This is a genomic window from Leptolyngbya sp. NK1-12, from assembly GCF_032598965.1.
Lineage (GTDB): Bacteria > Cyanobacteriota > Cyanobacteriia > Elainellales > Elainellaceae > Elainella.
Window position 1 is genome coordinate 6,570,231 of the sequence record NZ_CP053586.1, and the last position, 12,203, is coordinate 6,582,433.

Sequence of the window (12,203 nt, forward strand, 5' to 3'; positions counted from 1 at the left end):
TGCGTCTCCGATCTGATTCGCTCCTTTTTGAACGGGACTAGGGGGGACCCAAATCCAGCGCTGAGTCCAATCTTCTCAACATCATTTGCAAATAAGCTCTCAAATAATCCTCAAATTTTACGCTTTGCTATAGGAGACCATATTCATGACCATTGCGGCTGAATCGACCGAACAAATTCCTTGGCGAGCGGGCAATGCGCGTCTAGTCAATCTATCTGGACAGTTGCTCGGTGCCCATGTGGCCCATGCTGGCCTGATTGTGCTGTGGGCCGGGGCGATTACCTTATTTGAATTGGCTCGCTTTGATCCAACCCGCCCCATGTTTGAACAGGGATTGATCGTTTTACCGAACCTGGCAAGGCTGGGACTAGGCGTAGGTGAAGGCGGTGCGATTGTCGATACCTATCCCTACTTCGCGGTTGGTGTGGTGCATTTGATCAGCTCAGCCGTTTTGGGCGCGGGTGGACTGTTTCATGTATTTAAGGGACCCGCCAAATTGGAAAACCAGTCCAGCTTCTTTGGCTACCGCTGGGATGATGCCGATAAAATGACGATGATTTTGGGCATTCATCTGGTGCTGTTGGGAATTGGTGCCCTGATGTTAGTGGCTAAAGCAATGGCATTTGGTGGCCTATACGACCCCACAATTCACAACGTGCGGCTGATCACCAGTCCTAACCTCAATGCTGCTGCTATTTTTGGCTATTTGTTTGGTGCAGGCGGCAGGTTCTGGTTGGCTAGTGTGGACAATCTAGAAGATGTCGTGGGTGGGCATATTTATGTCGGTTTAATGTGTATTCTGGGCGGTATCTGGCATATTCGCACTCAACCGTTCACCTGGGCTAAAAATCTATTTGTCTGGTCGGGTGAGGCGTATTTGTCCTATAGCATTGGTGCAGTAAGTTTGATGGCATTCATTGCCACGTTGTTTGTTTCAGTCAATACCATCGCCTTTCCGCCCGAATTCTTTGGACCCACCTTAGCACTCAAGTTTGATCGGTTTCCGTTATTTGTTAGTCCAGATGGCCTGTTGACCTCTCGCGTTTGGCTCGCTAATGCCCACTTCTGGCTCGGCTTCTTCTTTTTGCAGGGGCATCTCTTTCATGCACTGCGAGCCGCTGGCTATAGCTTCAGTCAGGGCAAAATGGTGGCATTTCCGCGTGGACAGGCGAGTTAGTTTCTGGTTTACGTTTTCAATCCCCTAAGCATTCAAGATTTGATTCCTATGACTGCAATTAACGCTGAAGTCAATTCTGAACCAATTGATTCTCCTGATTCATTAATCGGAGATTCCCTGGTTACGACCGCTTACGTTACCGATTCCATGAATCCCACGTCCTGGTGGGCTGGAAACTTACGGTTTGCTGACCTCTCTGGCAAGCTGTTAGGAGCGCATGTGGCCCATGCTGGGCTAATTGTGCTGTGGGCTGGAGCCATGACATTGTTTGAACTCTCCCGTTTCAATCCGGCCCTGCCCATGTACGATCAAGGGCTGATCCTGCTACCCCATTTAGCCGCGTTGGGGATTGGCGTCGGTGCAGGCGGACAGGTGGTGGATACCTATCCCTACTTCATGATTGGGATGCTGCATCTGGTCAGTTCAGCCGTGCTGGGAGCCGGAGGCATCTATCATGCGGTTCTGGGGCCAGCCAAACTGGATGAAAAAGGGTTTGGCTACCGCTGGGAAGACGGCAACAAAATGACCTCGATTATCGGCATCCATTTGGTGCTGCTGGGCATGGGAGCCTTGCTACTGGTGCTAAAAGCCACGCGGTTTGGCGGACTCTACGATCCGGTAGCAGAACAGGTGCGGCTAATTACCCAACCCACCCTCAACCCGCTGAGAATCTTTGGCTATTTGGTCGGCATCACCCCCAGCGGCTGGACACTCAAAGGCATGGCTGCTGTGAACAATCTAGAAGATGTCGTGGGTGGACATATTTGGATTGGGTTAATCTGCATTCTGGGCGGCATCTGGCATATTCTGACGCAACCCACCGCCTGGGCTAAACGAGTGCTGATTTGGTCTGGTGAAGCCTATTTGTCCTACAGCCAAGGGGCACTGGCCTATATGGGACTGCTAGCCGCCTATTTTGTCACCGTGAATGACACTGTCTATCCCAGCGTCTTCTATGGTCCTGTGGGAGTCCCGACCGCAGATGGTGTGATTACCCCACGGACCTGGCTGGGACTGTTCCATGTCATTTTTGCCGGTTTGCTGCTGGCTGGCCATTTCTGGCATGCGCTGCGTGCTCGTGCTAAAGCGTCCGGATTTGTGTTTAGCAAAATGCAGTTCAATCCAGATGCTAGCTTTGGCGACGTGCAGTTCAATAATACGTTCAACAATGCGTTCAATAACGCTGCCTTGGTCGAGGGAATTGTCCAACCCTTTCGCGGTAATGTGCAGTTGGGCAACCTCGCAACTCCGGTCAACAACAGCGATGTCTCTTTGAATTGGATCAGAACCCTACCCATCTACCGGCAAGGACTCAACCCGATCACGCGCGGCCTAGAAATTGGCATGGCGCATGGCTACTTGCTGCTGGGTCCGTTTCTCAAGCTGGGGCCACTGCGGAATACAGACAGTGCTCTAGTGGCCGGAGCGAGCAGCGCCATTGGGTTAGTCGTAATTTTGAGCATTTGCCTGCTGATTTATGGGGTATCCGTATTTCGCGGCAGACGGAAACCCGTAGGCGAACTGCCTAGCAATTTGCAAACCAGTCAAGCCTGGAGTCTATTTACCAGCGGCTTTTTGATTGGCGGCATTGGCGGGGTGATTTTTGCCAGCTTTATTTTGTTGGAAATCGGACGAGCTGGGCTGGCATGAGCATAAGCAGGAATTCTCTATAAATCTCGCCAACAGAATTCCTGCTTTCTTGTGGTTAATGTATTCACAATGCATGCAATTGATTTCTAGAGGTATATCCCATGACTCTTCCCCAATTGAGCTATCCACTTTCCAGCCAAAATCAGCGCGTTGATGGCTACGAAATTCCAAACGATGAACAGCCCCGGTTTTATACCACTGATACCCTACCCAGCGGTTCAGAAGTCGATGCAATTATTTGGGCCGCCTATCGGCAAGTTTTTAATGAACAGCAAATTTTGCAGAACCATCGCCAAGTTGCCTTAGAATCTCAGCTTCGTTCTGGTCAAATTACAGTACGAGAGTTTATCCGGGGTTTGGCCCTCTCCGACTCGTTTCGGCGGCTCAATTACGAAACCAATAACAACTACCGATTTGTTGAAATGTGCGTGCAGCGGCTGCTAGGGCGACAGGTTTACAACAATCGGGAAACCCTGAGCTGGTCGATTGTGCTGGCTACTCAAGGGCTACGAGGCTTTATCGATGCCTTACTCAACAGCGAGGAGTATCTGACTCAGTTTGGCGACGCAACCGTGCCCTATCAGCGACGGCGGATTTTACCCAGCCAAACCCAGGGCGAACTGCCCTTTGCTCGCATGGCCCGCTACGACCGTTATCACCTCAATCAGATCCAGCAACTAACGCGCTGGCGGCAGCCTGTCTATGGTATGCGAGACCGGAGTGCCCCTGTTTATCGTCGCGTTCTGGTCGCTGTTCCGACAATGGCCGTGGCGCTGCTCGTGATCACGTTGGTATCTACGATTGCTCCTCAATAATTTAATCTACTCTGTTTCACTATGACGGTTTCTACAGATTCATCCCTGCGTTTAGATAAATCCTTCGCAGCCAATACAAATGCGACTTGGCTGGTTGGCAATGCTCGCCTCACCCATTTATCCGGGCAGCTTTTGGGTGCTCATATAGCCCATGCTGGCTTGATCATGTTCTGGGCTGGGATTACGGCTGTCTCTGAGGCCCTGCGGTTTGATCCATCTCTGTCAATGGGCAAACAAAATTTTATCGTTCTGCCCCATTTGGCAACTCTAGGCTGGGGAGTTGGTGCAGGCGGAACCATTATTGATGTCTATCCCTACTTTGCGATTGGGATGCTGCATCTAGTCGCCTCGGCAGTGCTGGGTGCAGGCGGACTGTTTCATGTGTTCAAGGGACCCGCCGTTTTGAAGGATGGCCCGCAACAAGCTGCCAAATTTCATTACGACTGGAATGATGCCAAGAAACTGGGGTTTATTCTGGGCAGCCATCTGGTCGTGCTGGGGCTGGGCGCATTTCTGCTTGTGCTGAAGGCAATGCGGTTTGGTGGCATTTATGATGCCGCAATCCAACAAGTCCGCCTCGTGACGGCACCGACCCTCGATCCAGCTACAATCTGGGGTTATCTAGTCGGCTCTGCGAACGGAAGCTGGACGCCCTGGGGGATGGCCGCCGTGAATAATCTAGAAGATGTGATTGGAGGCCATATTTGGATTGGCACCGTACTGATTCTGGGCGGATTGTGGCATATGACAGTAGCTCCCTTTCCTTGGGCCAAGCGGTTGCTAAGAATCAATGCTGATGCGCTATTGTCTTACAGCTTGGGTGGTTTAGCATTCATGGCATTTGTCTCGGTTCCATTCATCGTTCACAATACACTCGTATTTCCCATTGAGTTCTATGGCGGCGATCGGCTAGTAGCTGCTAATGTTCAGATCTTGCTGGGAATTTTGGCCTTGGGCGGTCATCTTTGGCACGCCTATCGAGCGAGGCTGGATTAAAGATTTGCTTATTTGCGCTTTCCCCATTTGGCTGCTCTGCTGTAAAAAGGTGGGCAGCTTCTTTGTTAGCCCTACTCAGCGCTGGGCTACTCATACCAAATATGTTTGTGAATGATGCAAATGCTTGCCCCGTTCAGCTGAACTCACGTCGAAGCCTAAATCTCCCAATTCTGGGGGTTGGGGGGCAGTTCGGCAATGTATCATTCATCGAAGTATTTGGTATCAGATACCCTCGATTACGGCACAATAGACAGAGATCTGCGTTATTGTAAATTATTCCTATCAAGGCTTAACGCTGTAGAGGCAGGTTTTGTACCATGTCCTTTCACCTCTCCGAGTGGTCAATCAAGCGCCCTGTGCCCGTACTGGTAATCTCACTGGTGCTGATGGTGATGGGACTCTTCGCCTTCTTCCATCTTGGCATCGATGCCGATCCGAACATCGATATTCCCGGTGTGGTTGTCTATGTGCGTCAGTCGGGCGCGGCGGCCACCGAACTAGAAACCCAGGTGACTAAACGGGTTGAGGATGCTGTCGCAGGATTGGGCAACATCGACCAGATCACCTCTGAAGTGCAAGATGAGCAATCGGTGACGCGCATCGAGTTCAACTTGGGCATCGATGTGGATCGCGCCACCAATGATGTCCGCAATGCGATCGCCCAAATTCGCAGCTTCTTGCCTCAGGATATCGATGAGCCAATTATCAATCGCCTAGAGTTTACCGAAAGCTCAATCATGACCTATGTGGTTGCCGCCAAAACCCGTTCAGTCGAGGACTTGAGCTACTTGGTGGATCAGACCATCAGCCCAGCGTTGCTGAATGTAGAGGGTGTAGCCCAGGTGGAACGGTGGGGCGGGGTGGATCGGGAGGTGCAGATAGAGCTAGACCCCAATCGTCTGTTAGCACTGGGTTTAACGGTAAACCAGGTCAACGACCAGATTCGCGCCTTTAATGTAAATCTACCGAGTGGACGAACAGCGCTGAGCGGTGGTGAACAGTCTGTCCGATCCTTGGGCAGCGCCGACTCCATCCCAGCCTTGCAACGCTACCGGATTAACTTACCCGATGGTGCAACCGTACCGTTAGCGACGCTAGGAACCGTGACAGACGGATCTGCCGAACCTCGACAGGCGGCTCGCTTCAACGGAGAACCCGTTGTATCCCTGGCCGTTAAACGCAGCAGCGGAGCTTCAATTGTCAGCGTTGAGGAAGCCGTGCGGCAGGCCGTGGCAAAACTTCAGCCCACATTACCAGAGGATGTGGAATTGCGGCTCGTGTTCACGCTAGCAGATTTTATTCGTGCTTCTTATCGAGACATAATCATTGACACGCTAATTCTCGGATCAATTTTCACCGTTATCACCGTTGGTATCTTTTTACGCAACTGGCGAGCAACCTGGGTCACAGCCCTTTCCCTACCGCTCTCGATCATTCCCACCTTTGCCGTAATGCAGATGCTTGGCTATAGCCTCAACAGCATGACGCTCCTCGGCTTAGGCTTAGCAATCGGCAACCTGATCGATGACAGTGTCTGCGTGATTGACATTATTGACCAACACCTACTGATGGGAAAACGAACGCTGAGAGCCGCTTTAGACGGTGCCAAAGAGATTAGTCTAGCGATTGCTGCCACTACTGCCGTGATCATCGCCGTTTTTCTACCAGTCGCCTTCATGGGCGGCATCCCCGGTCAATTCTTTCGACCATTCGGCATCACCATCTCCGTTGCATCCATCTTTTCTACCCTCGTAGCCTGCACCGTCACCCCCATGCTAGCGGCCCATTTGCTTAAATCTAAATCTCTTATTTCCTCATCCCTTCATCCCTCTATCTCCTCACCAATTTACTCTCCCTATCGTTTTCTCCTCACAGCCGCCCTACGTCACCGCTGCTTCACCCTCCTGCTGGCGATTGCAATTTTCATCGGCAGTTTACAGTTGATTCCCCTGATTCCCAAAGGATTGCTCAATAATGGCAACAGCAGTTACAGTCTGGCTGCAATTGAGCTACCACCCGGCTCGCCCTTGAGTGAAACCGAGATAGTGATGCAGCAGGTGACGCAGCGGTTACAAAACCATCCAGCCGTCGAGAATGTGTTGGCTACGGCCTATCGGGTCGATTATGCCAATTTATTTATCAATCTCGTGCCCAGAGCGCAGCGCGTTTCCCGCCAGCAGTTTGAAGCCGAAATGCGAACTGAGTTTGCCCAAATCCCCGGTGCTAGAGTTAGCTTTCGCAGTCAAGGAGTACGGGGCGACAAGGATCTATCTATGGTGCTGAAGAGTAATAACGGTGAGGCATTAACCCAGGTGTCCCAAAGGCTAGAGCAGGAAATGCGGCAAATCCCAGGACTCGTCGAGGTCACGAGCAGCAATGCTTTGGTGCGCCCCGAATTGGTGATTCGGCCTGATCCGGACCGGGCGGCTGATTTGGGCGTTTCCGTAGCCAGCATTGCCGAGATTACTGCCGTGGCATTACAGGGCGATGCAGCCGCTAATTTAGCCCAGTTTAACCTGCCCGATCGCCAGATTCCCATCAGGGTCAAACTGATTACAGATGCTCGCACAAATCTTGATACGCTCAAGCAACTGCGAATCGAAAGCCAACAGGGAACGCTAGTACCGCTCTCAGCCGTAGCAGACATTCGTTTGGGCGGAGGTTTAGCCACCATTGAACGAGTGGATCGGGCGCGACAGGTGAGCGTAGAGGCTAACTTAGAGGGATTGGCGCTAGGAGATGCCTTAGATCGCGTCAGAGCCTTACCTGTATTGAATACATTACCGCCAGATGTCCTAGAGCAATCAGGAGGTGATGCGGAAATTATGCAGGAAATCTTTGCTCGCTTTGCCACCGTATTAACGCTCTCGATTCTCTGTATCTATGCCATTCTGGTATTACTTTATAATCACTTTTTCTATCCGGTTGTGATTCTATCTGCGATTCCACTTTCAATCGGTGGAGCATTACTAGCGCTGATGATTACGCAAAAAGAGCTGGGATTGTTTGCTTTAATTGGCATGGTGCTGCTGCTAGCGCTGGTGACGAAAAACGCAATTCTGCTGGTTGACTTTGCGCTGATTGAAGTGCAGCGGGGGTTGGCCCCATTCAAAGCCGTGGTAGAAGCTGGCATCTCCCGCTTTCGCCCGATTATGATGACCTCGGTGTCTACGGTAATTGGGATGGTACCGATTGCGCTAGGGTTAGGAGCCGCAGGCGATACCCGTAGCCCAATGGCGATTGCGGTGATTGGTGGTTTCACGACTTCCACACTGCTAACGCTGGTCGTAGTACCTGTGTGGTTCACCTATGTTGACCAGTGGGCAAATCGGCTGAAAACTTTGAGCAAGCGGCGTTCGTCTGCGTCGGATGTAGGATGATTGCTTTGAATATGGCTCAGTCTAAAACAAGCCGATCGACTTGGTGGCAACAGTTTTGGCAGATCGTTCAGCCTGATTGGGGCAGTCGGCCATCACGCAGAACCATTGGATTGCTGTTAGGACTAATTTTGCTCTCGGTGGGCAGCAGCAGCTTTCTGATCTGGGAAACGGTGCAGCGCGGCGAGTTGCTGTCGGCTTTGGCGGCTCAAGATACCAGTCGATTTGTTAGGGCGATTGGGATATTTTTGGGGATTATTGCGGCTAGTGTGCCGCTGCTGTCGTTCAAAAGCTATGTTCAGGACCGGCTGGGTTTGCAGTGGCGCTACTGGTTGACAGAACGATTCATGCATCAGTATTTCGCCAATCAGACCTTTTATCAGCTATCTGCCCAAACCAAAATTGATAATCCTGATCAGCGCATTAGCGAAGATATTCGCAGTTTTACACAACAATCATTGTCACTACTCGTGATTGGCTTTGATTCTACCGTTCAACTAATTGGTTTTGCCAGTATACTCTGGATAGTTTCTAAATCATTGCTATTAATATTGCTCACCTATGCGATTGTGGGAACGGGCATCGCCACATTTCTGTTTGGTCGTATCCTTGTGCGTATCAATGCAGAACAGCTTAAACGCGAGGCTGATTTCCGCTTTGGCTTGATCCGGATTCGAGAAAATGCCGAGTCAATTGCCCTCTACCGAGGACAGCATTGTGAGCTAAATGCGATGCAGCAGTGGTTTCTCCAAGTTATTCAAAATTTTAACCGCTTGATTCGCTGGCAGTTTAATTTAACCATTTTTCAGAATAGCTACCAGTACGTTACCTTTATCCTTCCTTTTATCGTTTTAGCTCCGCGCATCTTTTCTGGAGAATTGGAGATCGGCGTTGTTAGCCAGTCGCAGGCCGCCTTTGAACGCATTGGCCTAGCCCTTGGACTGGTGATTACCCAGTTTGATCAACTCACCGCCTTGGCTGCCAGTATTGACCGTCTAGACCATCTCCAAACGGCAATTCGGACTCCACGGCCCACCACCCAGCAGATTCAGATCCTAGAAGGCACACCACTCGCCTTTCAGCAGGTCACGCTCTACGTGCCAGATGGCTCCAGGCGGCTGATCGAAGACTTGTCAACTGCGGTTTTGCCCGGTTCTGCTCTGTTGATTATGGGCGAAAGTGGGGTCGGCAAGAGTTCCCTGCTGCGAGCCGTAGCTGGACTGTGGTCTACGGGTTCGGGATGCATTATCCGCCCCGCTACGCCAAACCTGCTATTTCTGCCCCAGCGTCCCTACATGATCTGGGGGTCGCTCCGCCAACAGTTGCTTTATCCTCGCCTGTCGCCCCACTCGGATCAGCAATTGATGCAGATCTTACAGCAGGTCAACTTATCCCACTTGATTAGTGACGGCCTTAATGATGGCCTCAATGACGAGACAACCAGCACTGGTTTAGACAGCATTACAGACTGGGCAAAACGGCTCTCGTTGGGAGAACAGCAGCGGCTAGCCTTTGCCCGTTTGCTGCTGGCCCAACCCCTCTACGCCCTGCTCGATGAAGCGACTAGCGCCCTTGATATAGCCCAGGAAACACATCTCTATACGCTACTGCAAACGACCTCTATTCCTTTCATTAGCGTTGGGCATCGATCGACGTTGCTGAATTACCATCAGCAGGTGCTATACCTCAAGCGAGATCAAACCTGGCAGTTGCAGAAAATATAACCCATTTGAAAGTAATGTATACATCGATATGAACATTGCTCGAAATAGCTCTATCTCTGCTTGGTTGAATCTATGGCGTCCTTTTTGGCGGGTTGCTGCACCCTACTGGCAGTCGTCGGAAAAGTGGGGAGCGGTGGTCTTGTTGCTGCTGTTGTTCGGGTTGGCGCTGATTAGTGCTGGGCTGCTTGTCTTAGTCAGTTTGTTTCTAGGAGAAGTAACGTCGGCATTGGCAGCGCAGGAGCGCGAGCGGTTTATGCAGGCATTGGCAATTTTTCTTGGTGTAATTGTGATAGGCGTGCCGCTGCTTTCGCTCAAGACCTATATGCAGGCAAAGCTCGGTCTTTATTGGCGAAACTGGCTCACTGAAAGATTTTTACAGCAATATCTAAATACTCAGCAATTTTATCAACTTAGTCTTCACTCTAGTTCGCTAGATTCTAATATCGATAATCCCGACCAGCGCATTGCTGAAGATATCAAAATCTTTACTCAGCAGTCGCTGTTTTTTGCAGTAGTCGTGTTCGACTCTCTGTTGCAGCTTGCTGCTTTTACGGGCGTACTGTGGTCAATTTCGCAACTACTCATGGTGTTTCTAATTTTATACGCCGTGATTGGTACGTTTTTTACCGCTGAGGTTTTCGGTCGTCCGTTAGTTGGCATCAATGCTGAACAGTTGAAACGTGAGGCGGATTTTCGGTTTAGCTTGGTGAGAGTGCGTGAAAATGCCGAAGCAATTGCCTTTTATCAAGGACAGGAACCGGAATCTCAGCAGGCTTGGCAGCGATTTCTAGCGGCATTTCGGAATTTTCAGCATTTAATTCGCTGGCAGTTGGGACTAAATTTATTTCAAAATAGCTACCAGTATTTCACGTTTTTGTTACCTGCGCTGATTCTTGCCCCGTCGATTTTAGCGGGAGAGCGCGAGGTTGGCGCTGAAGCTCAGGCCGGTACTGCCTTTCGGATCATTCTGCTGGCTCTGGCGCTGATCGTAAAGCAGTTTGAGCAACTGACTGCCCTAATTGCTAGCGTTGAGCGATTGGACCACCTAGCTAACTTTGCGCCACCCGAACCAAACCAACGAATTGAGCGAGTCGTCTCTGATCGGCTAGCAGTTCACCACCTCACCCTGATGGCTCCTGATGGGACCCCACTTATCTCCAACCTCTCCCTGATGCTAGCGCCGAATGAATCGCTGCTGATCATGGGGGCGAGTGGAGTGGGCAAAAGTTCGCTGCTGCGGGCTATTGCTGGACTCTGGACATGGGGAAACGGCAGAATTGAATATCCAGAGCCGATGCTGCTCTTACCACAGCGTCCCTACATGAGTTTGGGCAGTCTGCGCGATCAGATTACCTATCCTCACGTCTCTGCTGTACCAGATTCGCTTCTCTTGTCTCTGTTAACCCAAGTAAATCTTTCGGATCTGGCGGAGCGCTTTGGCGGGCTAGAGGCGGTGGCAGACTGGTCGCAGGTTCTGTCGATTGGTGAACAGCAACGGCTGGCCTTTGCGCGGTTACTTCTAGCTCAACCGCATTATGCTTTACTCGATGAAGCCACGAGCGGACTTGATGAAGCCAACGAAAGACAGCTTTATCAACAGCTACAGGCAAGCAATATCACCTATCTGAGCGTTGGGCATCGCCCTAGTTTGAGAGCCTATCACCAGTCAACATTCGAGATGGTACCGCTAGACCAGCGTGATTAACACATGATTAACGCCGCAAGTTTTGCTGACATGATTTGGATCAGCAGATGTTGATGGGAATGGATAAAAAAATGATCGCCTGGTAGCATATGCAGCGAGAAGGTTGCCTTGGTTTGGGATTGCCACGCCTGAAGATGGTCGTGAGTCACCGTAGGATCTTGCCAGCCACCAAAGACCGTGATGGGGCAGGAAAGCGGCGGCTGGGGCGAGTAGCGGTAGGTTTTGAAAACAGTGAAATCAGCCCGAATCGTGGGCAGCAGCAATGCCATCAGGTCTCGGTTGGCTAACACTTCTGCTGGGGTACCGTTGAAGCGGCGCAGTTCTGCTAAAAACTCATCGTCAGGAAGAGCGTGGGTCAGCGGCTCTGGGTCGGGCAGGTGGGGCGCACGGCAACCGGACACAAATAGATGCAGCGGGGTTTGGGCTTGCGGTTGCAGTTGGCGAATTAGCTCAAAGGCGAGCAGACCACCCATACTGTGACCAAAGCAGACGAAAGGTTTGTCCAGGTAGGGCAGAATGGCGCCGTGGAGGGCGGCAATTAGAGCCGGGAGTTGGGTAAAGGCTGGTTCTGCTAATCGTCGTTCGCGTCCGGGCAGCAAGATTGGCCAGACTTCTACTTGTGGCAGCAGTTCGGCCCAGGGTCGGTAGCTGAGGGTGCCGCCACCGGCATAGGGGAAGCAGAAGAGCCGGAGGGCGGCTTGGGGGTTGGGTTGGGGGCAGGTGAGCCAGGAGGGGGGCATGGGGGAGATGGGGGAGATG

The 12,203-nt window shown here is 51.4% G+C and carries 8 protein-coding genes; 7 read left to right on the forward strand and 1 reads right to left on the reverse strand.

Going from position 1 to position 12,203, the window contains the following annotated elements; genetic code table 11:
• Positions 1–145: 145 nt before the first annotated feature.
• The 7 genes from HJG54_RS28305 (at position 146) to HJG54_RS28335 (ending at position 11,444) form a co-directional block, all read left to right on the forward strand.
• Positions 146–1,177 carry a chlorophyll a/b binding light-harvesting protein gene (locus tag HJG54_RS28305; protein ID WP_316432602.1) on the forward strand — a complete coding sequence of 344 codons (1,032 nt, stop codon included), beginning with the start codon at positions 146–148 and terminating at the stop codon, positions 1,175–1,177.
• 48 nt (positions 1,178–1,225) lie between these two features.
• On the forward strand, positions 1,226–2,827 hold the full coding sequence (locus HJG54_RS28310; protein WP_316432603.1) for a chlorophyll a/b binding light-harvesting protein: 1,602 nt from the start codon (positions 1,226–1,228) through the stop codon (positions 2,825–2,827).
• Positions 2,828–2,928: 101 nt separating this feature from the next.
• On the forward strand, positions 2,929–3,642 hold the full coding sequence (locus HJG54_RS28315) for a phycobilisome rod-core linker polypeptide (RefSeq protein ID WP_316432604.1): 714 nt from the start codon (positions 2,929–2,931) through the stop codon (positions 3,640–3,642).
• Positions 3,643–3,663: 21 nt separating this feature from the next.
• Entirely contained in the window at positions 3,664–4,638 is a 975-nt protein-coding gene (locus HJG54_RS28320; RefSeq protein ID WP_316432605.1) for a chlorophyll a/b binding light-harvesting protein, read from the forward strand.
• 317 nt (positions 4,639–4,955) lie between these two features.
• Positions 4,956–8,018: an efflux RND transporter permease subunit gene (locus HJG54_RS28325; protein ID WP_316432606.1), complete on the forward strand. Its 3,063-nt coding sequence runs from the start codon at positions 4,956–4,958 to the stop codon at positions 8,016–8,018.
• An 11-nt stretch (positions 8,019–8,029) separates the two neighbouring features.
• A complete protein-coding gene (locus tag HJG54_RS28330) occupies positions 8,030–9,739 on the forward strand; it encodes an ABC transporter ATP-binding protein/permease (RefSeq protein WP_316432607.1) in 1,710 nt (569 codons plus the stop codon).
• A gap of 28 nt (positions 9,740–9,767) precedes the next feature.
• The gene (locus tag HJG54_RS28335; protein WP_316432609.1) at positions 9,768–11,444 is read left to right on the forward strand and encodes an ABC transporter ATP-binding protein/permease; all 1,677 of its coding nucleotides are present in this window, start codon (positions 9,768–9,770) and stop codon (positions 11,442–11,444) included.
• Here HJG54_RS28335 and HJG54_RS28340 read toward each other — a convergent pair.
• Positions 11,441–12,184, reverse strand: a complete 744-nt coding sequence (locus tag HJG54_RS28340; protein WP_316432610.1) for a thioesterase II family protein — start codon at positions 12,182–12,184, stop codon at positions 11,441–11,443. The two genes, HJG54_RS28335 and HJG54_RS28340, sit on opposite strands and share 4 nt — an antisense overlap.
• Positions 12,185–12,203: the final 19 nt, after the last annotated feature.

What these genes read in the sequence shown, in the direction of transcription:
- HJG54_RS28305 (WP_316432602.1), top strand. Translation starts at nt 146, where the DNA reads ATGACCATTGCGGCTGAATCGACCGAACAAATTCCTTGGCGAGCGGGC.
- HJG54_RS28340 (WP_316432610.1), bottom strand. Translation starts at nt 12,184, where the DNA reads ATGCCCCCCTCCTGGCTCACCTGCCCCCAACCCAACCCCCAAGCCGCC.
- HJG54_RS28330 (WP_316432607.1), top strand. Translation starts at nt 8,030, where the DNA reads ATGGCTCAGTCTAAAACAAGCCGATCGACTTGGTGGCAACAGTTTTGG.
- HJG54_RS28320 (WP_316432605.1), top strand. Translation starts at nt 3,664, where the DNA reads ATGACGGTTTCTACAGATTCATCCCTGCGTTTAGATAAATCCTTCGCA.
- HJG54_RS28310 (WP_316432603.1), top strand. Translation starts at nt 1,226, where the DNA reads ATGACTGCAATTAACGCTGAAGTCAATTCTGAACCAATTGATTCTCCT.
- HJG54_RS28325 (WP_316432606.1), top strand. Translation starts at nt 4,956, where the DNA reads ATGTCCTTTCACCTCTCCGAGTGGTCAATCAAGCGCCCTGTGCCCGTA.
- HJG54_RS28335 (WP_316432609.1), top strand. Translation starts at nt 9,768, where the DNA reads ATGAACATTGCTCGAAATAGCTCTATCTCTGCTTGGTTGAATCTATGG.
- HJG54_RS28315 (WP_316432604.1), top strand. Translation starts at nt 2,929, where the DNA reads ATGACTCTTCCCCAATTGAGCTATCCACTTTCCAGCCAAAATCAGCGC.